Below are 23,579 nucleotides of genomic sequence, written 5' to 3' on the forward strand. Positions count from 1 at the left end.
CTAGGGTTCCCGCGCAACTTGGGGATTGCTGGTTGAAGGCGTGAATACATCGGAAAAGAAAGCATCTCTTGGCAAGCTGCGATAACTGGTAAAGTCATGGTAAGCAGCTTTGACCATGGCAGGAACACCGCAAGCGTACACTTGATGCTTTTCCAGATTGTGGTGATCCTGCATGACAGCTTCGTGCACCAGACCTGTTCTCCCCTGCCAGTTGTCCGATGGCAACGGATCCGACAGCACGGGAATAAAAGTAAAATTATCGTGCTGCTGTTGCCAGCTTTCGGCCAAATTCATCAGATATAAATCAGCTTTTGTACGCGCTCCCCAGTACAGCGTCATTTTCCTTTTTTCATTCCGATTACCCTCTTGATAAAAAATATGCTCAAGAATACTTTTTATCGGCGCAAATCCCGTGCCGCTTGCCAGGAACATAGTGGCGGTATCGGATGGCGTATCCCGCAAGAAGAATGAACCCAATGGGCCTGTGAAGCGAAGCATATCCTTAATTTTCATGTCCGTAAAAACATGCTCTGTAAATGCGCCGCCCGGATAATTCCGTACATGTAATTGCAGCAATTCGTCGTCATGCGGTGCATTTGCCAAGGAAAAGCTGCGCCGTTTACCATCTTTGAGCAAAATATCGATATACTGACCGGCCAAAAATTGTAATCGCTGATTGGTTGGAAGTTTTAGAGAGATGATCATCACATCCGGAGCAACAAGATCGAGCCTATGTACACGACAAGGCAAGGTCTTAATTTCAATATCTTTAATTGCACCGATTTCGTGACACTCGATTACCAAATCACTCAATGGGGAAGCGCAACAAAACAATGCATTGCCGGCGCGCTTATCTGCTTCGGTCAAGGTTTCTTCGCTGTAATTGCCATAAGCGACTGTTCCCTGAATGATTCTTCCCTTGCAAATACCGCAGGAACCATTGCGGCAACCGTAGGGCAGCGAGAATCCTTCACGCAGAGCCGCTTCAAGAATGGTTTCTCCAGGCTCAACCTGGAACACATGCCCGCTGGGCTGAATAATGATTTGATGCGACATTGAGCAGCAAACAAATAGAAAATATAATAATTAGAAACAAATAACTTATATGAAAAAAACAGTATTAATTATTGGTTGTGGTGATGTCGCGCTTAGAACAGCGCCACTATTACAAGCACATTACCGGATTCTCGGTCTGTACCGTAACTTAGATAACTCCGGCCATTTACGGTCACATGGAATTATTCCAGTTTACGGAAATCTGGATTCTCCGAAGAGTCTTGAGAAACTCGCTGGAATTGCACAGTTGATATTGCATCTGGCCCCTCCACCCAACCAAGGATTACGCGATCATCGAACCGCGCATTTACTGTCCGCATTAACCAAGCGAACTAAAAATCGTGCGCTGATTCTACCACAACGATTTATCTATATCAGTACCAGTGGCGTTTATGGCAATTGTCACGGCGCATTGATCGATGAAACTCATCCCGTTAATCCCGAAAATGACCGGGCAATACGGCGTATTGACGCTGAAAAGCAAATACGCAACTGGGGCAAACGAAATCACGTTCCTGTCTCGATTTTACGCGTTCCCGGAATTTATGCGGCGGACCGGTTGCCATTAAAGCGGTTACGCGAAGGCCATCCGGCGATATTGGCTAGCGAAGACAGTTATACCAATCATATTCACGCTGATGATCTTGCGCGAATCATTTATGCTGCTCTGCATCACGCCAAACCAGGCAGGATTTACCATACCTGTGATGACTCCCGGCTCAAAATGGGAGAATATTTTGATCTGGTCGCGGATCATTTTGATTTACCGCATCCTCCCCGCATCAGCCGGAGCCAAGCTTACGAACAAATATCACCCGGCATGCTATCTTTCATGAAGGAATCCAGGCGGCTCAAGAATCTCAGAATGAAGAAAGAATTGCGCATTCAGTTGTTATACCCAACTGCTCATGAAGGTGTTAAAGCCGCTCGAGCTAACAGTTCATAAAGTCTTGCGGTTGTATCCCACGCTGGTTCAGTTTCTCAAATTAACACTAAGAATATACAAAACTCTGCCGTTAATTCCGCACAATCTCAAAACACTCATTTGGGTTTTGTTGTCAACAACCGTAGCAGAATTTTAGCCTCTGCAGTATTTCTAATGTATTGATTTTCATGAGAACCTCTGTTCTTAGGAGTTAACGATGGCAACTGTCACAGCGCACGCAGAAAAGAAAGTAAAAGAAATCAATTATTCATGGGAAGGAAAGGACAAAGCTGGCAAACAGCTGAAGGGTGAGATGCGCGCTGCCGGAACAGTCGTTGTGACCTCCACATTGCGCCGCCAAGGGATTAAAGTCACAAAAATCAAGAAAACCCAATCCGGCGGTAAAATAACAGACAAAGATGTCACGTTATTTACGCGTCAACTGGCCACCATGATGAAATCGGGTGTGCCGCTATTACAAGCTTTCGATATCGTGGGAAGAGGTCACAGCAATCGCGCCTTAAGTAAATTACTATTGGATATCAAAGCTGATGTCGAAACCGGTAGTAATTTGACGGATGCTTTCCGGAAATACCCGCTGTATTTTGATGCACTCTACTGCAATCTCGTCGGTGCGGGTGAGGCGGCTGGTATTTTGGATGGCATTTTGGATCGTCTGGCTACTTATAAAGAAAAAATTCAGGCCATCAAGGGAAAAATCAAATCCGCACTCTTTTACCCGATTTCAATTCTTGTGGTTGCATTTATCATTACAGCGGTCATTATGATTTTTGTCATCCCGGCTTTCAAAGATTTATTCGAAGGATTCGGCGCTGAATTACCTGCTCCAACGCTTTTGGTCATGAAGATGTCGGATTTCTTTGTCGCCTATTGGTGGGCCATTCTAGGCGTTCTAGGCGGTGCAATTTATGGTTTCTTGTATGCCTGGAAACGCTCGGTTCCCATGCAACGGGTCATGGATCGTCTTGCACTCAAATTACCGATTTTCGGTGAGGTCATTCGCAAAGCCACGATCGCACGCTGGTCTCGCACGCTATCAACCATGTTTGCTGCCGGTGTCCCATTGGTAGAATCATTGGATTCCGTGGCGGGCGCTGCCGGAAATTTTATTTACTACGAAGCCACTAAGACCATCCAGCTTGAAGTCAGTACCGGTAACAGCTTGACTTCTTCGATGGCTGGCACCAACGTTTTTCCTAATATGGTCATCCAAATGGTCGCCATTGGTGAGGAGGCCGGATCACTTGATTCGATGCTCAGTAAAATTGCCGATTTCTATGAAGCAGAGGTGGACGATGCGGTTGCCGCGCTTTCCAGCCTGATGGAACCTATCATTATGGTCGTATTGGGCACACTCATTGGCGGTATGGTTGTTGCGATGTACTTGCCTATCTTCAAAATGGGTATGGTTGCTGGTTAAACATAATTTCCTCAAGAACACAGAACATGTCATTCTTATCCATATTGCAAGACTCACCTGTTTTCTTTGTGTCCTGCACGACAATACTCGGTTTAATGATCGGCAGCTTCTTGAATGTCGTAATTTACCGTCTGCCTGAAATGATGAAAAGGAATTGGCTGCAACAATGCGCCGAACTTCAAGGTGAGGCAGTCCAAGCATTACCCGAATTTAACCTTCTTACGCCGCGTTCAACGTGTATACACTGCGGACACAAAATAACCGCATGGGAAAATATTCCGATTATTAGCTACCTTTTTCTCCGAGGACGCTGCTCTCAATGCCATGCGCACATTTCTCCGCGCTATCCCATGGTAGAAGCCGCTACCGCTATTATCAGCGGTTTTGTTGCTTGGCATTTCGGTTACGGCTTTGTTGCGATTGCAGCACTTATCTTCTTATGGGCGCTCATTGCCTTGGCTGTTATTGATCTGGATACGCAATTATTACCGGATGATATAACATTGCCATTACTATGGATCGGTCTATTGGTTAATATCAATCATGGCTTTACCGATATTCAATCAGCGGTAATTGGCGCTATCGCCGGTTATCTCTCCTTGTGGTCGATTTACTGGTGCTTTAAACTGATAACCGGTAAAGAGGGCATGGGATACGGCGATTTCAAACTGTTAGCTGCAATTGGTGCATGGTTAGGCTGGAGCAAACTTCCATTGGTGATACTTTCCTCATCTCTGGTCGGCGCGCTGGTTGGCATCGGACTGATTCTTGCCGCCAAGCTGAATAAGAGTATCCCTATTCCATTCGGCCCCTATCTGGTTGGTGGAGCGCTTATTGCTTTATTCTGGGGAGAACAGCTCATTCATACCTACTTTGGCTTATTCTAATCAATGACTTTTGTAGTTGGACTTACTGGCGGAATCGGTTGTGGAAAATCAAGTGCCAGTCAATTTTTCGCTGAATTGGGTATTGATGTCATTGATACCGATGTAATTGCCCGGAAATTAACCCAGCCAAATGGTCAAGCCATCGGTTTGATAAGAGATTCCTTCGGAGATGCTTTCTTAACAGCGAATGGTTCTCTGGATAGAGAAAAAATGCGCAATCAGGTATTCTCGGACAGTCATGCACGGATTAAACTGGAAAAAATCCTTCATCCGCTGATACTGAAAGAAGTAATCAAGCAAATTGAGCAGACCCGGTCACCTTATATCGTAGTTGTGGTTCCCTTATTATTTGAAACGGCTGATTACGACGATATCATTCAGCGCAGCCTGGTGGTTGATTGTGAGGAATCAATGCAAATTTCACGCACAATGGCACGCAGTCAATTATCGGAGCAGCAAGTGAAGGCCATCATGGCGCAGCAGATTTCCCGGCAAACCCGCCTACAAAAAACCGATGATATAATCACCAATAATCAGGATGTCGATTTCCTGAAGACACAAGTCATCCAGCTACATCGTAAGTATCTAATTCTCTGTAAGAATAAATCGGATACCATAAACTTGCACTAAAGAAATTATTTGGGAAAATTTATTTTTTTGTGAAATAATCTTAGTTGCAGCAAAGCTTCAATACCTCTAATTTCTCTTGTGGATGTATAACTATTGTGATTTGTTACGAACACCCGCTTAATGAGCGCATCCGTACCCTTCTTCGACTTGAGGATCTATTTAATAAGATTGATTTTTTCTCTACGAAAGATACCGCTACCGAGCACCATGCGTCGCTCATCGCTTTATTTGAAGTGCTTGAGATCACCAGCCGGGCTGATATTAAATCAGATTTATTGCAAGAACTTGAGCGGCAGAAACAAATACTAGAAATGCTGCGGAAAAATCCCGAGGTGTCAGAAACCGCATTGGATAATGTACTTAATGACATAAAAATCACCTTCCGGGAAATGCTCGATTTCCCCGGTAAAGTCGGTGAGCATCTGCGTGAAAATGAATGGTTAATGGCGATCAAGCAACGCATTGGGATACCCGGCGGTTGCTGTGTATTTGACCTACCATCCTATCATTACTGGTTGAATTTGGATCCTGCCCATCGTCACAAAGACTTCGACGAATGGCTAACACCGTTCCAGCCCATTCGCAACGCATTTGGAATTGTGCTTTACCTATTGAGAAAAAGTGGCAGAACCTTGCAAGTGGTGGCAAATCAAGGCATTTTCCAGCAAACGGGATCGGAATATACCGCACACATGCTGAGACTGAATTTAAGCGATCAATTGCCCTGCGTGCCCGAGATCAGTGCTAATAAATATGCACTGAATATCCGTTTCATTCCGATGCACACGAACCAAAAAAACAAAGTCTATGAAGGTGATGTCAAATTTGAGCTCACCTTCTGCAATCTGTAAGTGACAATTGCCATTTTCTGTCAATGTCCAACATAATCTCTTGTGGTTTCCTTTAGCGCTAGAAATTCTTACAACTAAAGCTTTTGCGCGATCAAATGTAAGTTTTATAGCAAGAAATCATGCAATTGATCGGATTGAATAAATCCATTTTTATGCACGGCAGTGAAAATAAATTGTGATTACAGATAATCTTAAATGGCTGCAATGTAATCAGTTATTTGACTTACTTACATGATACATGCCATGTGATGCGGTGCACTACATTGATGTTTTAGTTACCTTTGTGTGGTGTTATAACTACCGGTAACATATCGGTGGCATTCTTCACAAAGAAAAAGCACTTAGGATCTTACTCCCTAAGTGCTTTATTTTATTGGTGGGTCTGGTAGGACTTGAACCTACGACCAAGGGATTATGAGTCCCCTGCTCTAACCAACTGAGCTACAGACCCTTATTTCTTATTTTAATTGTTGCCGGTATCCAAGAAGCTGCGTAAACGTTCAGAACGAGCAGGGTGGCGTAATTTGCGCAGTGCCTTGGCTTCGATTTGACGAATGCGTTCACGGGTAACGTCAAATTGTTTGCCGACTTCTTCCAAGGTGTGGTCGGTATTCATTTCAATGCCGAAACGCATACGCAATACTTTGGCTTCACGCGGTGTTAAAGAATCTAAGATGTCCTTGGTGACACCGCGCAAGCTAGCGTAAACCGCTGCATCTGCAGGCGCCATTGTGGCTGCATCTTCGATAAAATCACCTAAATGCGAATCTTCATCGTCACCAATCGGAGTTTCCATGGAGATGGGTTCTTTGGAAATCTTAAGAATTTTACGAATTTTCTCTTCGGGCATCTCCATTTTCTGCGCCAATACCGCCGGTTCTGGCTCTTGTCCGGTTTCCTGTAAAATCTGACGTGAAATACGATTCATTTTATTAATCGTTTCAATCATATGCACCGGAATCCGGATGGTTCTCGCCTGATCCGCAATGGAACGGGTAATTGCCTGACGTATCCACCATGTGGCATATGTTGAAAATTTGTAACCGCGGCGGTACTCAAATTTATCGACCGCTTTCATGAGGCCGATATTGCCTTCTTGAATCAAATCAAGGAATTGCAGTCCACGATTGGTGTATTTTTTGGCAATAGAAATTACCAACCGTAAATTGGCTTCAGTCATCTCGCGCTTGGCTCGCCGTGCTTTGGCCTCGCCCGTTGACATTTTGCGATTAATTTCTTTTAAGTCTTTGATCGGAATGCCAACCTTGTTTTTGAGCTCCAGCAAATTCCGCTGTTCTTCCAGAATCGCAGGTTTATAGTGTTCAAGCGCTTGGCTATAAGGCTTTCCAAGAGCAATTTCTTGTGCTACCCAATCAAGATTGGTTTCATTTCCAGGAAATGTCTTGATAAAGTGATTCCTGGGCATTTTTGCCTTGGATACGCATAAATCCATGATCTTGCGCTCATAGTTGCGTACGTCCCCAACGAGTTCGCGCTGCGTATCACAAAGTTTCTCGACCATTTTCGCCGAGAAACGGATACCCATCAGCTCGGATGAAATTTTGTCCTGAAACTCGATATAACCTTGATGATAAGGGCCTTCTTTCTCTAGCAGAGCCTGCATTTCGTTGTATATTTCACGGATTACCGCGAAACGCTCCAGCGCATCCGCTTTGAGTTTCAACAAATCCGCGCTGGCAATTGATGCGCCATCGCCATCCTCATCTTCGTCGTCATCACCGAGATCGCTGGAAGCTAACTCCTGCTCCAGAGATTCCTCTGAAAACTCTTCATTCGTGATTTCTTGCGCATTGGCGTCCAATAGTCCATCAACCACTTCATCAATGCGTAATACGTCTTTCTCAACTTCTGAAGCCAGATCGACAATTTTCGCGATGATCGGAGGACAAGCGGAAATCGCCTGAATCATATGACGCAAACCGCCTTCGATGCGTTTTGCGATTTCAATCTCACTTTCACGCGTCAGCAGACCCACCGAACCCATTTCGCGCATATACATGCGCACGGGATCTGTTGTCCGTCCAAACTCGGAATCTACCGTAGAGAGTGCTGCTTCCGCTTCTTCCGCCACATCTTCATCAGCCACGGTGGTTGCGGCATCGGACATCAGCAATGTTTCCGCATCCGGCGCTTCATCATGCACGGATATGCCCATATCGTTGATCATACTGATGATGCCTTCTATTTGCTCAGCATCCAGCATATCGTCGGGCAAATGATCATTGATTTCGGCGTAAGTCAGATAACCACGCTCTTTGCCTAATCCGATCAGTATTTTCAAGCGCATGCGCCGCGCTTCGATATCTTGCGGTTGCGGATTACCGCCTTCAATAACGGAAACCGAGTCTATATCATCGATAGAATCCAGTCCTCCAGCCGCTTTATTCTTTTTGGGGGTTCTACCCCTGGCTTTCTTGCCTAAATTGAATTCAACATCATCGCCACCAAGCATGGCTTGAGAAAATTCTGCCGCAGTGCGTGTTGATTTAACCGGTGCTTCTTTTATTTCTGTTGAATCGGTTGCCTCTAGGCCGGTTGCTTTTTCATTTGTTTTTTTGCCGGTCGCCTTAACACTTTTTTCAGTTTTAGCTGTTAATTTCTTAGACTCTTCTTTTTCCACCATTTCACTGCCGGTATCTTTTATTTTCTGAGCTGTTGATTTCTTAATAATTTTATTATCTTTATCTTTTGATTCGACCGCTTTTGTTTTTGGCATATTGGATTCCCAATAATTTGGATGAATTAAAAGCTGAAAGTGCGGGATTATATCAAAATTCGATATTGCTGACACCTAATAACCAATCTCATTGCACTGCCAGTCGTTGAAGTTCTCTCTTTTCTTCATCGCTTAACATGTTCAAAGGCTTGTTATGTAATTCAGCCATGCGTTTTTTATGCTGTATTTGTTGCAGTTTTTTTAATGTATCCAGAAACTCAATTTCCAAATCTACTGAATTACTCCATTCCAAAGTTTCACTTTCAATATTCTCTAAAAGAGTTTTGCATGCTTTATCCTGAAAATGCGCCGCTACTGAGAATGTTGATTTACCTTCAATCAAGTAAGGGTGTGTATCGAAAAAATCAACTAAAATTCTTAGCGCAGTGACTTCTTCATTTTTTTCGCTCCATTCGACAAGCAAACCACGCTCAAGTTTAGTGATATGGCTCGGGTCGTATAACAAGATCCGAATCAATCGGCGGTAAAGCGTAACAATCTGTTTTGTATTTCTCTTTTCTGTCTTATAAACTGCTGTTGCACGTTTGATTTGCAGCAACTCATCCAATTCGCTTTGATCAATCTCGCTGAGTTCCGCTAAACGCCGGATCAGTATCAGCGATAGAGCCGGTGCCGTAACTTGTTGCAGCAGCGGCTTTGCATCGCTGATCAACTTTGCGCGGCCTTCGCTGGTTTGAAGATTGACTTCCGAGCATAACTCTTTGAATAAAAATTCCGATAGCGGCAGGGTTTGCTTGAGCTGCTGTTCAAAAGATTCTTTGCCAAACTGATTGATATAGCTATCCGGGTCTGCTCCCTCGGGCAAAAAAAGAAAACTCAGATATTTGCCGTCAGATAGCAGCGCCAGGCTATTCTCGAGTGCGCGCCAGGCTGCTTTTCTACCTGCTTTGTCACCGTCGAAGCAGAAAATAATGTTATCTGTCTGACGCAAAAGTTTCTGTATATGAAAACTCGTAGTCGCGGTGCCCAAGGCAGCGACTGCATGATCAATCCCGTGCTGCGAAAGGGCGATGACATCCATATATCCTTCTACGACAATGACGCAATTCGCTTCACGGATAGCACGGCGCGCCGAGAAAAGGTTATACAGCTCGCGCCCCTTTTCAAATAAAATCGTTTCCGGAGAGTTCAGATACTTAGGCTCTTCTTTTGCAAGCACACGGCCGCCAAAGCCAATGATCTGTCCTTTCTGATTAAGGATTGGAAACATGATCCGGTCCCTGAAACGGTCATACTGCTTGGTTTCGCCGCTGGTAATGACTAATCCGGCTCGCGTCAATAATTTGCGGGTTTTATCAGAATTATAATCAGAAAAAACCGCTGCAAGATTCTGCCAATCCGCAGGTGCGTAGCCAATGGCAAACCGTGCCGCCGTTTTACCGGATAAGCCGCGCTTTTTGAGATAGGCAATGGCTTTTTCGGAAACCCTAAGCTGCTCGCGGTAATAGCGGGTGGCGGTTTGTAGTGCATTTAACAGGTCTTGCGGCGATATTTCAGCGTCGTTATGACGGTAATCGCTTGCCAAATCCTGTTGTGAGTCGTCTGAAGCGGAGTGATGAGACACATTACTGCTTTGCTGCTCCGGCAATTGCATGCCGGCATAAGCCGCCAGATCTTGTACTGCTTCGATAAAGCTTAGGCCGCTATATTCAATCAAAAAGCTGATCGCATTGCCATGCGCGCCGCAACCAAAACAATGATAAAACTGTTTGGTTTGACTGACCGTGAATGAAGGGGTCTTTTCGCTATGGAACGGACAACAGGCAACAAAATTAGCGCCCGCTTTCTTAAGCGGGACATGACGATCAATCGCATCGACAATATCCACGCGATTGAGTAAATCATGTATAAAAGATTGCGGAATCATCTACCCGGAGCTGTCAATAACAATCAGCTTCAAGTATAAATAAATTGCAATCGTTGTGGTTTGTTTTAAGAATAAACCGCAATAGCCGATCAATATCAAGCGGATATCTTGGCTTTAATCAGTGCTGATACTTTGCCCATATCAGCACGGCCGGCCAGTTTCGGTTTCAGTATGGCCATAACCTTACCCATATCCTGCATGCTGGCTGCATTCGTTTCCGAAATGGCTCCGGTGATCAACGCATCGATTTCGGAATCGCTTAATGCTTGCGGCATATAGGTGCTGAGAATAGCGACTTCCTCTTTCTCAATATTGGCCAGATCCAATCTCTGCGCGGCTTCATACTGAGCAATAGAATCCTTGCGCTGCTTGAGCATTTTTTCAATAACCGCAATAACAGCCGCATCATCCAGCACAATGCGTTCATCCACTTCACGTTGTTTGATTGCAGCTTGCAGCAAACGGATCGTATCCCGCTGCTTGGTGTCACCCGTGCGCATCGCTGCTTTCATATCTTCCGTGATTTTCTGTTTTAAGCTCATGATAAATGGACGCAATTAATCGATTATCAACTCATCATTATGAAAAAACGCTACCGGAAGAGAAACCGGTATTAAGATATAACGATTTAATAAAGCTTAGGTGGTAACAACTGGCTGCGCAAGCGCTTGTAATTACGTTTCACAGCTGCTGCTAGCTTGCGTTTGCGTTCCGCGGTCGGTTTTTCATAAAATTCGCGAGCGCGCAATTCGGTCAGTATCCCTGTTTTCTCGATTGAACGCTTAAAACGGCGCATAGCAACTTCAAATGGTTCGTTTTCCTTAACTTTAATTGTCGTCATAAATTGGCAAAATCCTCGATAACTTTGATTGAATAACAATAACAAGATAAAACAAAAGGCCCGGATTATAACACCAAGCGATTTATTCTAAAAGAATTAGTTGTGAAAATTAGATGACTGTAGCCGAGGAGACCTTGAATCAACCATACGACACGTCATCGCAGCTCCTGGTGCCAAGACAAAACACCGGGTAAGCTGCCTGAATTTTGTTTCTCCGGTCTTTGAATTCGCTCACGCAGGCAGTATAGTAATGCGCCAAAATAACATGACTCAGAAATGCAAACAGTAGATAAAGAGTTGGATGCGCGCGGCTTGAATTGCCCGCTGCCCATTCTCCGCACTAAGCAATCGCTGGCCGGGATGGTCAGCGGACAAATATTGAGAATTGTTGCGACCGATCCGGGCTCCGTGATCGATTTCCAGGTTTTTGCCGAACAAACCGGAAATGAATTGTTATCGCTGTCTGAAGTGGACAAGGAGTTTATTTTTTTGCTGAAAAAGCGATAAGTAGCGAAATCCGGTTAAGCTTCCTATCAACCGGCAGCACCCGCTAATTTACCAATCGCTTGCTCAATACGCCGCAATAGCTTTCATGCAGCACCTTCAGCCTCCGGCAATGGTCATGCGATCGATCAATACCGAGCCACACTGTTTCGATCCGCGCACTATGACATCGTTGCCGATGGCCACGATGTTCCGGAACATATCTTTCAGGTTACCGGCGATAGTGATTTCTTCGACCGGATAGCTGATTGCGCCGTTTTCGACCCAGAACCCGGAAGCGCCGCGCGAATAGTCTCCGGTAACCGCATTGATGCCGTGCCCGAGCAATTCCGTAACCAGCAAACCGGTGCCCATTCTTTTCAATAACGCATCAAAAGACAATGGGGTGGCATTCCGCATGATCAGATTATGCGTGCCACCGGCGTTTCCAGTGGTGCGCATGCCGAGTTTGCGCGCGGAATAACTGCCCAGGAAATAACCCTGCACAGTGCCGTTTTCCACGATGTTACGATCGACGGTCGCGACACCATCGTCATCAAATGGACCACTCGCCAGCCCTTTGTGCAGGTGGGGGCGCTCCAGAATCTGGATATCCGGCGCGAAAACCTGCTGACCGATACTGTCCAGTAAAAAGGAGGATTTGCGGTACAGGTTGCTGCCGCTCACCGCCGAAGCGAAATGCCCGATCAGGCCGGATGCAATCGGCGCTTCAAACAATACCGGCACTTCGCAGGTATCGATTTTTCTCGCGCCTAAGCGCGCCGCACCGCGTTTGCCTGCCTTTTGTCCGATGCTCTGCACTGTTTCCAGATCGGCGGCGTCACGCGCCACACTGTACCAGTAGTCGCGCTGTTTGCTGTCACCCTGTTCGGCGATCATGGCGCAACTGATGCTGTGGCGCGACAGCGGATAACCACCCATGAATCCCAGGCTATTGGCATAAATAAATTGCGATTCGCTGACAGAAATGGTCGCGCCTTCGGAATTGGTAATGCGCTTGTCCGCGGCGTATGCAGCTTGTTCGCAGCTTCTCGCCAATTCGATGGCTTCTTCGACGCTGATTTGCCACGGGTAATATAAATTTAAACCCGGGTAGTTTTTCGCCAGCAATTCCGCATCCGCCAGTCCGGCGCAATCGTCGTCCGCGGTGTAGCGGGCAATCGATAACGCGGCGGCAACCGTATCGCTGATCGCCTGCGGGGAAAAGTCCGAGGTGCTGGCATGGCCGCGTTTTTGCCCGATATAGACTGTCACGGACAAGCCTTTGTCACGATTGTATTCAATCGTTTCCACGGCATCCTGACGCACTGTCACGGTTTGGCCGAAACCGTCGGAAACGTTGGTTTCGCAAGCGCTGGCGCCGCCTTTTTGCGCATGTTGCAAAATATCGCGGGCGATCTGTTGCAGTGTGCTGATGGGGTATGAAAATCGGGTATCGGAAACGGGTAAATTATTCATGTCGTGCAATAAAGATGAAAATATAAGCGGATTTCAAACGAGGAAGATATGATAACAGCTTATTCACACCGCATTACACAGGTTACCGTGCAAAAAGAACCGGAATACGACGACAACGAAGAAAGTGCGCCGAGTAAAACGAAGCGCAAAAAAGACATGCACGCCTTGCAGGAAATCGGCGAGCAACTGGTGGAACTGGATCCGAAAAAACTGACTGAGTTTGATTTGCCGGAAACTTTGATCGATGCCATCAGCCAGGCCCGGCCCATGCAAAAACACGGCGCGCGGCGGCGTCAGATGCAATACATTGGGCGATTGATGCGCGACATCGACGCGCTTCCGGTCAAGGAAAAGCTCGACTCCTGGCACCAAACATCGGTGCATCAAACCGCCCGCCTGCACCAGCTTGAACGCTGGCGCGAACGGCTACTGAACGATGACAACGCGCTCACCGAATTTGCACAGAAATATCCGCAAGCCGACTTGCAGCGCCTGAGACTGTTAATCCGCAATACACAGAAAGAAAAAGCAGCGGAAAAACCACCCAAAAGTTTCAGGTTGCTGTTTCAGGAATTGCAGGGGATTGTTGAATACTAGTGCTGTTTCATTACCACATTTTTAAAAAGCAACGCTGCCGGATATGGAATTGCCGCCAAAACGACTCATCTCTGGTGGACTGTGACATCATAAGGGATTGAACAGATGTTGCATCTGAATGCTTTTGCTCCGGATTTATCTCACATCGTTAAATATTTGCATCAAACTCATCGTGCCGCAATAGTTTCTGATAAAAAGCTAAACGCTTAGGGTGAATTTTCCCTTGTTGTACTGCCAGCATCACAGCACAACCAGGTTCCCGGGTATGGTGGCAATTATTGAATTTGCATCGTCCGATATACGGATGAAACTCCATGAAGCCCCACGCCAGATTTTCTTCTTTGATATGATTCAGACCGAATTCCTGGAAACCAGGTGAATCGATGATCGCACTGTTATCATCCAGACGATAAAGCTGCGAATGTGTGGTGGTGTGGGTGCCGGAATCGAGCGCCAATGAGATTTCCGCGGTAGCGCGCTTGGCTTCGGGTATCAATGCATTGAGCAATGTGGATTTGCCCATGCCGGATTGCCCGGCCAAAACACTGAGGTGGCCTGACAAATAAGGCCGAAGCGCCGAAATATCCTGGGTTGCGCTTAATTGCAATACGGCGTAACCAAGATCTTGATACAACGAGAGCGTTTCCATCGCCGTTTGGGTCGGTTCGATCAGATCGGCTTTATTCAGTACGATCAATACTTCGATATTTTCACTTTCCGCCGCAACCAGGCAACGATTGATCAGCTCTTCGCTGAAACTGGGGGTCGCCGCGACTACAATGATGATTTGCGTGACGTTGGCGGCGATGATTTTTTCCTTGAACGCATCACTACGGTAAAGCAATGAAGTGCGCGGCTTTATCGTTTCAATGACGCCTTGACCAGCGGTAGTCAGCTGATATTCCACCCAGTCGCCGCAAGCAATCCCACCTTTTTTGCCGCGCATGACACAGGAAATAATCTCGCCTGCCTCCGTTTGAACCGAAAAATGTCTGCCGAATGCGGCAACCACCTGCCCGGTTAAACACTTCGTTTGTGGCTTGTTTTTTCCGGAGCGAGCACTCAAATTGAAAACAACTTATCGATTTTCGCCGCACAGATAAAATCATTCTCGGATAAGCCGCCGATCGCATGTGTGGTATACGTGACCATGCATTGATTGTAGCCCACCAGCATATCGGGATGATGATCTTCGCGATGCGAAATCCATGCCACTGCATTCACAAACGCCATGGTTTGGTAGTAGTTCTTGAATGCGTAGGTTTTACTGATCTGCTTGTCTTGCAATTGCCATCCTTCAATCTGCTGCAAAAAGGCGGAAACTTCCGTGCCCGACAGTGGCGGCACACCGCCTTCGCACGGCTTACATTGCTTGGAAGTTAAATCACATACGCTATTACTCATGCTTGCCCCTGACTTTGTAAGTGCGCCACGCGAATGGCTGCGGGCGGATGTGAATCATAAAATGCGGAATGCAGCGGATCGGGCGTCAGCGTAGCCGCATTATCCTGATACAGTTTGACCAAAGCGTGAATCAGATCATCCGCCGAAGCATTTTGCGCGGCGTAAGCATCCGCTTCAAACTCATGCTTGCGTGAATAAAGGCTGGAGATCGGATGCAATAGAAAAGTAAACACCGGCATCACCAGGAAAAACAGCAGCAGTGCCATTGCGGTTGACGGGGTGGACGCAACTGCCACGCCCAAACCTTCATAAAACCAGCTTTGCCCCATCAGAAAACCCAGTATCCAAAGAAACGCCAGACTCATCGCAAATGAGATCACGATACGTTTGATCACGTGACGGTGTTTGAAATGCCCCAATTCATGCGCCAGTACCGCTTCGATCTCGCTTGGATTCAGCCGCGCCAGCAAAGTATCGAAAAAGACGATGCGCTTGGTTTTACCGAAACCGGTGAAATACGCATTACCATGATTGCTGCGGCGCGAGCCATCCATGACGAACAAGCCGCTGGCTTTGAAACCACATTTGCTCATCAATTGCTCGATGCGCGTTTTCAGCGTGGCATCTTCCAGCGGTGTAAATTTATTAAACAGCGGCGCGATCCATGTCGGAAAAATCGCCAACACGAACAAATTAAAAGCGATCCAGGCAAACCAGGCGTACAGCCACCAGCTTTCGCCCATTTGTTCCATCAACCACAGCACGCAAAATAACAAAGGCGCGCCCAGCAATAAACCCAATACGGATTGCTTAATCAGATCGGTAAAGAACATCCCCGGCGTCATTTTATTGAAACCATATTGTTCTTCGATCACAAAAGTGCGGTAATAACTCAGCGGAATGTCAGCGGCGCTCATGATGAAGAATGTGCTGATAATCAATATCATGCCGTGCGCCACGGGATCGCTTAACCAGCCCGCCCAGAATTCACTCAAGGCATTCAAACCGCCGCCCAAGGTAAATACCAGCAGCAGCGCAACATGCAGCAATATGCCCGGATAACCCGCGCGCGTCTTGGCGCAGGTGTAATCGGCGGCCTTTTGGTGATCGCTTAAACTGATCTGACTGGCAAACTCTTCCGGCACCTTGTCCCTATGCGTGCGTACATGACCGATATGTCTTGCTGCCAGCCAGATTTGGGTCAGCGTTGTCAGTAATAATGCGAAAAGAAAAACTAAAGTAAATGTTTGCATAGTGGTTTGTTTTAAGCGCTAAAGTTTGAATTCATTCAATATTCAATGATCACTGCCAAATAAGCCAGGCATTCCCAATCTGTTTAAAAGTGACGGACTGATGGCGATATGACACAATTAAACGCATTGCATTCAAAAAAATCGAAACAATTATGGCACAAGATAACAATAACCTCATCTGGGTCGATATGGAAATGACCGGACTCAATCCGGATACCGATCGTATCATTGAAGTCGCTCTGGTGATTACCGATTCACAACTTAACACTATCGCCGAAGGCCCGGTTCTGGTCGTGCACCAGCCGGACGAAGTGCTGAACGGCATGGATAAATGGAATCAATCGACACATTCCAAATCCGGCCTGATCGGTAAAGTGAAAGCATCGCGCCTCAACGAAGCGGAAGTGGAAGCGCAACTGATCGAATTCCTGAAACTGCATGTACCTTCCGGCGCATCACCGATGTGCGGCAATTCGATCTGCCAGGACCGGCGCTTCATGGTGCGCTCAATGCCGCAATTCGAAGCCTACTTTCATTACCGTAATCTGGATGTCAGCACGCTCAAAGAACTCGCCAAACGCTGGAAACCGCAAATTGCGTCAGGTTTTTCCAAAGACAGCAAGCACGAAGCTTTGTCCGACATTTACGATTCCATCAACGAATTGAAGTATTACCGCGAGCATTTTATCGTTACCTAAAGCCGCACACTCCCGCTGCATTACGAACCATTGAAATGGCTTTCCGAACTTTACGGGGAGAACCGTTTCTAAAAACTGAAAGAAAATTTTGCTCTTTCATTCATTGACTACTTCACTTAGGAGAAACAAGATGCGCCACAAAAGAAATTTGGTTTCTATCGCCGCTGCAACTGTTTTTTTACTCGCAGGCACTGCAACCACGGTATTCGCCGCCGATGCCACGCAAGGCAGTAGCCACCAGCATCAAAGCGGACAAGCCGCAGGCCACAGTCATGGCGATGCAAAGTCTGGTGATGCGCACGGCCATCAGTGTGAACACATGGGGCCAGTGGATACGAATAAAGACAGTAAAATCAGCAAGGAAGAGTTCATGAAACACCATGAAGCCATGTTTGACAAAAAAGATGCCAACAAAGACGGCTTTATCGATCAATCGGAAATGCACCGCATGATGGATCACATGCATAAACAGGGGAATACGGAGCAATCCAAAGACAGCGCTCATAGTCATTGAGCCGGAAACAAACAACGCTTTAAAGCTATTAAAAGCTAATCAATATTCCTCAGCGCTTCACGCTGACAGCCGCTCCAGTTTTCAGCAGTTCAACCGCGACTGTCAGTGTTTCGGTGGATTTAACTCACTTAATGCCTTAAACCGCTGGGTACTTTCGCGGGCGCTCTTCTTTCCAGCGGTTGCGGATCCAACACCGCCACGGTCAAGCTATCGTCATTGAAATACTTTTTCGCCACATCGCGCACTTGCTCAGCAGTAACGGCTTTCAGCTTTTCCAGGATGATATCGATATCGCGGCAAGACAATCCGGTGCTTTCCAGCCTTCCCAGTTGCATAGCTTGGGAAAAAATGGAATCGCGTTGATACACATGCCCGGCGACAACTTGCGCCTTTACGCGCGCCAATTCATCTTCAGTGACACCATCTTTGGTGATTTTCTCGATTTCTTTGCGCAAAGCCTGTTCCAGCTCAGCGACCGTTTTACCGGCGCGCGGCACCGCGCTCAGAAAGAAAACGCTTGGGCCGCGCGCCATCGCGCTGTAGCCCGCATTGGCCGAATTGGCGATCTGGCTCTCACGCACCAGGCTTTTATTCAGCCTGGCCGATGCATGACCGTCCAGCACGCCTTCCAGTATCTCCAGCGCATACGGCTCCCAGTCTTCCATAACATTTTTAATCGTCGGCGCGTGATACCCCATCATCAGATAAGGCAGTTCCGCCGGCGCCTTGACGATGATGCGTTTGGTGCCTGTTTGCGGCGGCTCGGTTTGGGGTTTGCGGGCATTGAGCGGCAATAAGGGATGCTTAGAAATCGTGCCATAGTTTTTTTGCGCCAGCCGGAATACTTCATTGGCATCGACATCACCGACTACAATCAATATCGCATTATTAGGCGCATACCAACGGTCATACCATTCGCGTGCATCTTCCACGCGCATATTCTCCAGATCGTTCATCCAGCCGATAATCGGGTTTTTGTATGGATGCGCTTGATACGCAACCGACATCATTTTTTCATACAGCAGTGAACGCGCCTGATCGTCTGTCCGCAACCGGCGCTCTTCCATCACCACTTTGATTTCTTTGGAAAACTCTTCCTCAGTCAGAATCAAATTGCGCATCCGGTCCGCTTCCAGCTCCATCGCCATGGGTAAGTGATTCTTGTGCAATTGCTGGTAATAAGCGGTGTAATCGTAGCTGGTGAAGGCATTCTCCCGTCCGCCCGCAGCGGCGATTTTCTTTGAAAAATCGCCATTTGGCACTTTCTCTGTCCCCTTGAACATCATATGTTCCAGCACATGCGCCACACCGGTGACGCCGTTTACTTCGTCGATACTGCCCGCTTTGTACCAGATTTGCGTCACTACCACCGGTGAGCGATGATCCTGTTTAACAATCAATCTCAGGCCATTATCGAGTAAAAATTCATGCGGATTGGCAACCGCTGCGGATGAAATCAGCAGAATCGCGATCAATAGCCCGGAAAAAGAAAAAAAGCGATGTACAGTAAAACAATAATCAGGTTTCATTTTTACCAACCAAAATGTGAGTAAACAGAATAAAATTAGGCTTTGAGAATTTCCAATGTCTATCAGTAGAAGAGCCTACCAGAATGTTTAGTTTTTTTAAATCCAAAAAAAATCCCGCAGATTCCGCTGAAACACCGGTTTCTCCCGATGTTGAATCCGACTCCAAGCCGGAGGAATCGATAAGCTTTGCCGCTAAACTTAAGCAAGGATTGGCGCGCACCCGGCAAAATTTGGGTAAACAGCTATCGGGCTTATTCGGCGGCGGCAAAATCGATGAGGCGCTTTACGAGGAATTGGAAACTATTTTATTAACCTCCGACATTGGCGTCAGCGCAACGCAGCAGTTACTGGAAAATCTGCGCAAACAAGTGAAGCGCGACGCCCTGACGGACTCGGCGCAACTCAAAGAAGCACTGAAGGAATCGCTTATTGCCATGCTGGAACCGCTGGCGCAACCGCTGGATACTACCACACATAAACCTTTCGTTATCATGATCACCGGCGTCAACGGCGTAGGCAAAACCACCTCGATCGGCAAACTGGCCAAATATTTCCAGACCCAGGGAAAATCGGTATTGCTGGCTGCCGGCGATACTTTTCGCGCGGCTGCGCGTGAGCAATTGATCGTTTGGGGGGAACGGAACAATGTCACCGTAATTGCGCCGGACAGCGATCCAGATAAAAAAGGCGACCCGGCGGCGGTGATTTTCGACGCGGTCAATTCCGCCAAAGCGCGCGGCATCGATATCGTGCTGGCGGATACCGCCGGACGGTTAACTACGCAGCTGCATTTGATGGAGGAGATCAAAAAAGTCAAACGCGTCGTCGCCAAAGCGATGCCGGATGCGCCGCACGAAGTATTGCTGGTGCTCGATGCCAATACCGGACAAAATGCCATCACGCAGGTCAAGGCGTTTGACGAAGCGCTGGATGTCACCGGCCTGATCCTGACCAAGCTGGACGGCACCGCCAAAGGCGGCGTGGTCGCGGCCATTGCCGGACAATACCCGGACAATCCGCCGGCATTGCGCTTTATCGGCGTCGGCGAGGGAGTAAACGATTTAAGACCGTTTGACGCCCGGCAGTTTGTTGATGCACTGTTTGATTAAACGCTACGGATAGCATAAGGCATAGGCCGATGATCACTTTCAAAAATGTCTCGAAACGTTATCCCGACGGATATGTGGCGCTGAATAACGTTGATCTCACGGTTGAACCCGGTGAAATGGTATTTCTGACCGGCCACTCAGGCGCGGGGAAAAGCACATTATTAAAACTCATCGCCGCCATCGAACGGCCAACATCCGGCACCATCACGATCAGCGGGCAAAATATCGCCCAGCTTAAACCGGCTGCCATCCCCTATATGCGCCGCAAAATCGGTTTCATTTTTCAGGATCACAAGCTGCTGTTTGACCGCAACGTTTTTGACAATGTCCTGCTGCCGCTGCAAATCAGCAATTTTGATAACAATACCGTAGCCGCACGGGTTCGCGCCGCTTTGGATAAGGTGGGCTTACTCAAAAAAGAAAAAGCCATGCCGATCGCGTTATCCGGCGGGGAAAGACAGCGCTTATGCATCGCCCGCGCCGTAGTCCATCGTCCGGCCATTCTGATTGCCGATGAACCTACTGGCAATCTGGATGTTGAATACGCCCGCGATATCATGACCATGTTCACCTCATTCAATCAGGTAGGCGTCACTGTGCTGATTGCAACGCACGATGCGTCGCTGCTGGAAGATACGCAACATCGCATTTTGTCACTCAAACAAGGGAAACTGGCGGCATGATAAGCGCATGGCTGACGCAGCACGGGTTTGTATTGTTTCTTACGCTCAAACGGCTGATTTCAACACCGGTTACCAGCTTGCTCAGCATTATTGTGATGGGCATTGCCCTCAGCCTGCCGGCCGGCATTTACGTGCTCATGCAAAACCTGCAGACTATCTCCGGGCAAACGGCGGATTTCCCGCAGATGAGTTTGTTTCTTAAGCTTGATACGACACAGGATAGCATCGAGAAAGTGAATCAACGCCTGGAAGAAAATCCGCAAATCCAGACCGTCCAGTTTATTCCGAAAGACGTCGCGCTCCAGCAATTACAACAAAGTACCGGACTCACGGATATCACCGCCAGCCTGATGCGCAATCCGCTTCCGGATGCTTTTGTTATTCACAGCCAGGAAAACAGCACCGAGGCTTTGGAGCAATTGCGCGCGGTCATACAAAGCTGGCCGGAAATCGAGCATGTGCAATTTGATTCCGCTTGGATCGAGCGCCTGAACGCCCTACTCGATCTCGCCCGTTTCGCCGTGCTGATGCTGGCGACGCTATTGAGCATTGCGATTATCGCAATCATGTTCAACACTATCCGCCTGCAAATTCTGACCAAACGCGATGAAATTGAAATATCCAAACTCATCGGCGCAACCGATAGTTTCATCCAGCGCCCTTTTCTCTATTTCGGCGCGATTCAAGGGTTGGCGGGGGGCGCCACCGCATGGCTTATCATGGCGCTGGCCATTCGCACCCTCAATGAAGAGCTCATCACGCTTGCGCAACTTTATCGCATTGATTTGCAACTACAACATCTTTCCACAGCTGATAGTATCAGCTTGCTATTGTTTTCCGCTTGGTTAGGGTGGTTAGGCGCCCGCATCTCCGTTGCAAGCCATCTCTGGCAAATAGAACCCAAATAAACCGGGCGTAAAGCACGAACTTTCCAAAAATTTGGCACTCTCATTACGGGAGTGCTAGAATGTATTCAATTAAAACTGAAGAGTAAGCACAATCCATCATCAGGAGATTATTACAATGACGAATGCTTTAACACTGCCCTCAATGGGTGGAAGTATAGAAAGTTATATTCAGTCTGTTAATTCTTTCCCTATTCTTTCCCAAGAAGAAGAAACCAGTCTGGCCCGGCGCTTGTGGAATCAGGGTGATCTCGAAGCTGCACAACAGCTGATTTTGTCGCACCTGCGTTTTGTAGTCGCCATCGCGCGCGGTTACAAAGGCTATGGTCTTCCACAAGCCGACTTGATTCAGGAAGGTAATATCGGACTGATGAAAGCGGTTAAACGCTTCGACCCTGAACGCGGCGTGCGTTTGGTATCGTTTGCCGTTCACTGGATAAAAGCGGAAATTCACGAATTCATCATGCGCAACTGGCGCTTGGTTAAAATAGCCACCACCAAACAGCAACGTAAACTGTTTTTCAACTTGCGCAGCATGAAGCAAGGATTGGATACAATGAACCCGCAAGAAGTGGATGCAATGGCCACGCAGCTGGGGGTTAAATCCGAAGAAGTGGTGGAAATGGAAAAGCGTTTCAACGGCTCGGATATTTCATTGGAGCCCGTTTCGGATGAAGAAGACGATGCTTTCAGCCCGATCAGTTATTTAACCGACGGCGAAGAACCATCACAGATTCTGGAAAATGAGCAAATCACGCATTTGCGCGAAAAAGGCCTGCAACAATCGCTCGCGTGTCTGGACGATCGCAGCCGCCATATCATTGAAGCCCGCTGGTTAAGGGAAAAAGATACCGCGACACTGCATGATCTCGCTGCGGAATTAGGCGTATCCGCAGAACGTGTCCGTCAAATTGAAGCCAAAGCACTGCAAAAAATGCGTGGCGCGTTGGCAACAACAGCATAACGCAAGCATGTAAATTTACCGCATTTCAAACACCGGTTTGATCTCAACTAGCTCAAACCGGTGTATCATTGCCACCCCAAGGAGAGGTACCGAAGCGGTCATAACGGCGCTGACTCGAAATCAGATGGTCAAGGTAACTTGGCACATGGGTTCGAATCCCATCCTCTCCGCCAACCAATCATCCAAACAAATCCAAATCAATGCAAATAAGTTAATAAATCAATAGAATAACTCTGAGGTTTGTCCAAAGGAATCTCGTGGAATATAATGTCATCCAACTTTCAGGGTAAGACGGATGGCAAGACGAGATGGCAAAGGAAGTTAAAAGACTAAAAGCAGTACAAATCAATTCACTCCCACCCGGCACACACTCGGACGGCGATAATCTGCTTTTAAGGGTAAGAGAATCCGGATCTCGCAGTTGGGTATTCCGATATAAGCAAAATGGCCGAGCCATCGAGCTTGGATTAGGCTCGACAACTGATAGAACGCTGGCTGAAACTCGCGAAATCGCCGGTAAGATGCGGCGTGCAATCGCAAATGGCCAATCCCCCAAAGATGTATTACGCGTTGAAAAGCCTAGCAAGACCTTCGCTGACTATGCGCTCGAATGCATAGAACATAAAAAGACTGGATGGCGGAACAGCAAACACGAGAGCCAATGGAGAAACACGCTTATGCATTATGCATTTCCATTCATTGGCG

Annotated in this window: 24 protein-coding genes and 2 tRNA genes; 15 read left to right on the forward strand and 11 right to left on the reverse strand. The window is 47.3% G+C overall.

Annotated features, from left to right (window positions below):
* The gene (locus tag ABD07_RS05375) at nucleotides 1-1,056 is read right to left on the reverse strand and encodes a CDP-6-deoxy-delta-3,4-glucoseen reductase (RefSeq protein WP_160817455.1); all 1,056 of its coding nucleotides are present in this window, start codon (nucleotides 1,054-1,056) and stop codon (nucleotides 1-3) included.
* 49 nt (nucleotides 1,057-1,105) lie between these two features.
* On the opposite strand from ABD07_RS05375, the gene ABD07_RS05380 reads away from it, so the two are divergent.
* The 5 genes from ABD07_RS05380 to zapD all read left to right on the forward strand — a co-directional run bounded on the left by ABD07_RS05380 (nucleotide 1,106) and on the right by zapD (nucleotide 5,790).
* Complete coding sequence (locus ABD07_RS05380) at nucleotides 1,106-2,002, forward strand: SDR family oxidoreductase (protein ID WP_160817456.1); 897 nt, start codon at nucleotides 1,106-1,108, stop codon at nucleotides 2,000-2,002.
* A 196-nt stretch (nucleotides 2,003-2,198) separates the two neighbouring features.
* The gene (locus tag ABD07_RS05385) at nucleotides 2,199-3,422 is read left to right on the forward strand and encodes a type II secretion system F family protein (protein WP_160817457.1); all 1,224 of its coding nucleotides are present in this window, start codon (nucleotides 2,199-2,201) and stop codon (nucleotides 3,420-3,422) included.
* 26 nt (nucleotides 3,423-3,448) lie between these two features.
* Nucleotides 3,449-4,309 carry a prepilin peptidase gene (locus tag ABD07_RS05390; RefSeq protein ID WP_160817458.1) on the forward strand — a complete coding sequence of 287 codons (861 nt, stop codon included), beginning with the start codon at nucleotides 3,449-3,451 and terminating at the stop codon, nucleotides 4,307-4,309.
* 3 nt (nucleotides 4,310-4,312) lie between these two features.
* Complete coding sequence (gene coaE, locus ABD07_RS05395; RefSeq protein WP_160817459.1) at nucleotides 4,313-4,939, forward strand: dephospho-CoA kinase; 627 nt, start codon at nucleotides 4,313-4,315, stop codon at nucleotides 4,937-4,939.
* 95 nt (nucleotides 4,940-5,034) lie between these two features.
* Nucleotides 5,035-5,790, forward strand: coding sequence for a cell division protein ZapD (zapD, locus tag ABD07_RS05400; RefSeq protein ID WP_090321218.1), 756 nt, complete (start codon nucleotides 5,035-5,037; stop codon nucleotides 5,788-5,790).
* A gap of 374 nt (nucleotides 5,791-6,164) precedes the next feature.
* On the opposite strand, the gene ABD07_RS05405 is transcribed toward zapD, so the two are convergent.
* The 5 genes from ABD07_RS05405 to rpsU form a co-directional block, all read right to left on the reverse strand.
* A tRNA-Ile gene (locus ABD07_RS05405) sits at nucleotides 6,165-6,241 on the reverse strand.
* A gap of 12 nt (nucleotides 6,242-6,253) precedes the next feature.
* Nucleotides 6,254-8,527: an RNA polymerase sigma factor RpoD gene (gene rpoD / locus ABD07_RS05410; RefSeq protein ID WP_160817460.1), complete on the reverse strand. Its 2,274-nt coding sequence runs from the start codon at nucleotides 8,525-8,527 to the stop codon at nucleotides 6,254-6,256.
* A gap of 88 nt (nucleotides 8,528-8,615) precedes the next feature.
* Complete coding sequence (dnaG, locus tag ABD07_RS05415; RefSeq protein ID WP_160817461.1) at nucleotides 8,616-10,415, reverse strand: DNA primase; 1,800 nt, start codon at nucleotides 10,413-10,415, stop codon at nucleotides 8,616-8,618.
* A 95-nt stretch (nucleotides 10,416-10,510) separates the two neighbouring features.
* Nucleotides 10,511-10,957, reverse strand: a complete 447-nt coding sequence (locus tag ABD07_RS05420) for a GatB/YqeY domain-containing protein (protein ID WP_164502766.1) — start codon at nucleotides 10,955-10,957, stop codon at nucleotides 10,511-10,513.
* A gap of 86 nt (nucleotides 10,958-11,043) precedes the next feature.
* On the reverse strand, nucleotides 11,044-11,256 hold the full coding sequence (rpsU, locus tag ABD07_RS05425; protein WP_013648785.1) for a 30S ribosomal protein S21: 213 nt from the start codon (nucleotides 11,254-11,256) through the stop codon (nucleotides 11,044-11,046).
* 276 nt (nucleotides 11,257-11,532) lie between these two features.
* Here rpsU and ABD07_RS05430 point away from each other — a divergent pair, with 276 nt between their 5' ends.
* Nucleotides 11,533-11,763: a sulfurtransferase TusA family protein gene (locus tag ABD07_RS05430; protein ID WP_108697850.1), complete on the forward strand. Its 231-nt coding sequence runs from the start codon at nucleotides 11,533-11,535 to the stop codon at nucleotides 11,761-11,763.
* Between the two features lie 96 nt (nucleotides 11,764-11,859).
* Here ABD07_RS05430 and pmbA read toward each other — a convergent pair whose 3' ends face one another.
* Complete coding sequence (gene pmbA, locus ABD07_RS05435; protein ID WP_160817462.1) at nucleotides 11,860-13,218, reverse strand: metalloprotease PmbA; 1,359 nt, start codon at nucleotides 13,216-13,218, stop codon at nucleotides 11,860-11,862.
* Between the two features lie 48 nt (nucleotides 13,219-13,266).
* Between pmbA and yjgA the strand changes: the two genes are divergently transcribed.
* On the forward strand, nucleotides 13,267-13,815 hold the full coding sequence (gene yjgA, locus ABD07_RS05440) for a ribosome biogenesis factor YjgA (protein WP_164502767.1): 549 nt from the start codon (nucleotides 13,267-13,269) through the stop codon (nucleotides 13,813-13,815).
* Between the two features lie 148 nt (nucleotides 13,816-13,963).
* Here the strand turns inward: yjgA and rsgA are convergent, their stop codons facing one another.
* The 3 genes from rsgA to ABD07_RS05455 form a co-directional block, all read right to left on the reverse strand.
* Nucleotides 13,964-14,761 (reverse strand): ribosome small subunit-dependent GTPase A, encoded by a 798-nt coding sequence (gene rsgA / locus ABD07_RS05445; RefSeq protein WP_240142429.1) that lies wholly within the window; start codon nucleotides 14,759-14,761, stop codon nucleotides 13,964-13,966.
* Between the two features lie 116 nt (nucleotides 14,762-14,877).
* The gene (locus ABD07_RS05450) at nucleotides 14,878-15,219 is read right to left on the reverse strand and encodes a 4a-hydroxytetrahydrobiopterin dehydratase (RefSeq protein WP_160817464.1); all 342 of its coding nucleotides are present in this window, start codon (nucleotides 15,217-15,219) and stop codon (nucleotides 14,878-14,880) included.
* Nucleotides 15,216-16,472 (reverse strand): M48 family metallopeptidase, encoded by a 1,257-nt coding sequence (locus ABD07_RS05455; RefSeq protein WP_160817465.1) that lies wholly within the window; start codon nucleotides 16,470-16,472, stop codon nucleotides 15,216-15,218. Before ABD07_RS05455 ends, ABD07_RS05450 begins: the two co-directional genes overlap by 4 nt.
* A 152-nt stretch (nucleotides 16,473-16,624) precedes the next feature.
* Here ABD07_RS05455 and orn point away from each other — a divergent pair, with 152 nt between their 5' ends.
* Nucleotides 16,625-17,170: an oligoribonuclease gene (gene orn, locus ABD07_RS05460; protein WP_108697916.1), complete on the forward strand. Its 546-nt coding sequence runs from the start codon at nucleotides 16,625-16,627 to the stop codon at nucleotides 17,168-17,170.
* 130 nt (nucleotides 17,171-17,300) lie between these two features.
* Nucleotides 17,301-17,684 (forward strand): EF-hand domain-containing protein, encoded by a 384-nt coding sequence (locus ABD07_RS05465; RefSeq protein WP_160817466.1) that lies wholly within the window; start codon nucleotides 17,301-17,303, stop codon nucleotides 17,682-17,684.
* Nucleotides 17,685-17,812: 128 nt separating this feature from the next.
* Here the strand turns inward: ABD07_RS05465 and ABD07_RS05470 are convergent, their stop codons facing one another.
* On the reverse strand, nucleotides 17,813-19,213 hold the full coding sequence (locus tag ABD07_RS05470; RefSeq protein ID WP_160817467.1) for a M16 family metallopeptidase: 1,401 nt from the start codon (nucleotides 19,211-19,213) through the stop codon (nucleotides 17,813-17,815).
* Between the two features lie 83 nt (nucleotides 19,214-19,296).
* Between ABD07_RS05470 and ftsY the strand changes: the two genes are divergently transcribed.
* The 6 genes from ftsY to ABD07_RS05500 all read left to right on the forward strand — a co-directional run.
* Nucleotides 19,297-20,322, forward strand: coding sequence for a signal recognition particle-docking protein FtsY (gene ftsY, locus ABD07_RS05475; RefSeq protein ID WP_160817468.1), 1,026 nt, complete (start codon nucleotides 19,297-19,299; stop codon nucleotides 20,320-20,322).
* A gap of 29 nt (nucleotides 20,323-20,351) precedes the next feature.
* On the forward strand, nucleotides 20,352-21,005 hold the full coding sequence (ftsE, locus tag ABD07_RS05480) for a cell division ATP-binding protein FtsE (protein WP_160817469.1): 654 nt from the start codon (nucleotides 20,352-20,354) through the stop codon (nucleotides 21,003-21,005).
* The gene (gene ftsX / locus ABD07_RS05485) at nucleotides 21,002-21,913 is read left to right on the forward strand and encodes a permease-like cell division protein FtsX (RefSeq protein ID WP_160817470.1); all 912 of its coding nucleotides are present in this window, start codon (nucleotides 21,002-21,004) and stop codon (nucleotides 21,911-21,913) included. Before ftsE ends, ftsX begins: the two co-directional genes overlap by 4 nt.
* Nucleotides 21,914-22,028: 115 nt before the next feature.
* Nucleotides 22,029-22,874, forward strand: a complete 846-nt coding sequence (rpoH, locus tag ABD07_RS05490; RefSeq protein ID WP_160817471.1) for an RNA polymerase sigma factor RpoH — start codon at nucleotides 22,029-22,031, stop codon at nucleotides 22,872-22,874.
* Nucleotides 22,875-22,954: 80 nt separating this feature from the next.
* A tRNA-Ser gene (locus tag ABD07_RS05495) sits at nucleotides 22,955-23,047 on the forward strand.
* A gap of 135 nt (nucleotides 23,048-23,182) precedes the next feature.
* Nucleotides 23,183-23,579: Arm DNA-binding domain-containing protein (locus tag ABD07_RS05500; RefSeq protein WP_160817472.1), on the forward strand; the 397-nt coding region annotated here is incomplete at its 3' end.

The sequence above is a fragment of the Nitrosomonas oligotropha genome (assembly GCF_009833085.1).
Lineage (GTDB): Bacteria > Pseudomonadota > Gammaproteobacteria > Burkholderiales > Nitrosomonadaceae > Nitrosomonas > Nitrosomonas oligotropha.

Bases quoted from the DNA above. Each gene is read 5' to 3' on its own strand.
- ABD07_RS05375 (WP_160817455.1), bottom strand. From the start codon at position 1,056: ATGTCGCATCAAATCATTATTCAGCCCAGCGGGCATGTGTTCCAGGTT.
- ABD07_RS05380 (WP_160817456.1), top strand. From the start codon at position 1,106: ATGAAAAAAACAGTATTAATTATTGGTTGTGGTGATGTCGCGCTTAGA.
- ABD07_RS05385 (WP_160817457.1), top strand. From the start codon at position 2,199: ATGGCAACTGTCACAGCGCACGCAGAAAAGAAAGTAAAAGAAATCAAT.
- ABD07_RS05390 (WP_160817458.1), top strand. From the start codon at position 3,449: ATGTCATTCTTATCCATATTGCAAGACTCACCTGTTTTCTTTGTGTCC.
- coaE (WP_160817459.1), top strand. From the start codon at position 4,313: ATGACTTTTGTAGTTGGACTTACTGGCGGAATCGGTTGTGGAAAATCA.
- rpoD (WP_160817460.1), bottom strand. From the start codon at position 8,527: ATGCCAAAAACAAAAGCGGTCGAATCAAAAGATAAAGATAATAAAATT.
- dnaG (WP_160817461.1), bottom strand. From the start codon at position 10,415: ATGATTCCGCAATCTTTTATACATGATTTACTCAATCGCGTGGATATT.
- ABD07_RS05420 (WP_164502766.1), bottom strand. From the start codon at position 10,957: ATGAGCTTAAAACAGAAAATCACGGAAGATATGAAAGCAGCGATGCGC.
- rpsU (WP_013648785.1), bottom strand. From the start codon at position 11,256: ATGACGACAATTAAAGTTAAGGAAAACGAACCATTTGAAGTTGCTATG.
- ABD07_RS05430 (WP_108697850.1), top strand. From the start codon at position 11,533: ATGCAAACAGTAGATAAAGAGTTGGATGCGCGCGGCTTGAATTGCCCG.
- pmbA (WP_160817462.1), bottom strand. From the start codon at position 13,218: ATGAATAATTTACCCGTTTCCGATACCCGATTTTCATACCCCATCAGC.
- yjgA (WP_164502767.1), top strand. From the start codon at position 13,267: ATGATAACAGCTTATTCACACCGCATTACACAGGTTACCGTGCAAAAA.
- rsgA (WP_240142429.1), bottom strand. From the start codon at position 14,761: ATGCGCGGCAAAAAAGGTGGGATTGCTTGCGGCGACTGGGTGGAATAT.
- ABD07_RS05450 (WP_160817464.1), bottom strand. From the start codon at position 15,219: ATGAGTAATAGCGTATGTGATTTAACTTCCAAGCAATGTAAGCCGTGC.
- ABD07_RS05455 (WP_160817465.1), bottom strand. From the start codon at position 16,472: ATGCAAACATTTACTTTAGTTTTTCTTTTCGCATTATTACTGACAACG.
- orn (WP_108697916.1), top strand. From the start codon at position 16,625: ATGGCACAAGATAACAATAACCTCATCTGGGTCGATATGGAAATGACC.
- ABD07_RS05465 (WP_160817466.1), top strand. From the start codon at position 17,301: ATGCGCCACAAAAGAAATTTGGTTTCTATCGCCGCTGCAACTGTTTTT.
- ABD07_RS05470 (WP_160817467.1), bottom strand. From the start codon at position 19,213: ATGAAACCTGATTATTGTTTTACTGTACATCGCTTTTTTTCTTTTTCC.
- ftsY (WP_160817468.1), top strand. From the start codon at position 19,297: ATGTTTAGTTTTTTTAAATCCAAAAAAAATCCCGCAGATTCCGCTGAA.
- ftsE (WP_160817469.1), top strand. From the start codon at position 20,352: ATGATCACTTTCAAAAATGTCTCGAAACGTTATCCCGACGGATATGTG.
- ftsX (WP_160817470.1), top strand. From the start codon at position 21,002: ATGATAAGCGCATGGCTGACGCAGCACGGGTTTGTATTGTTTCTTACG.
- rpoH (WP_160817471.1), top strand. From the start codon at position 22,029: ATGACGAATGCTTTAACACTGCCCTCAATGGGTGGAAGTATAGAAAGT.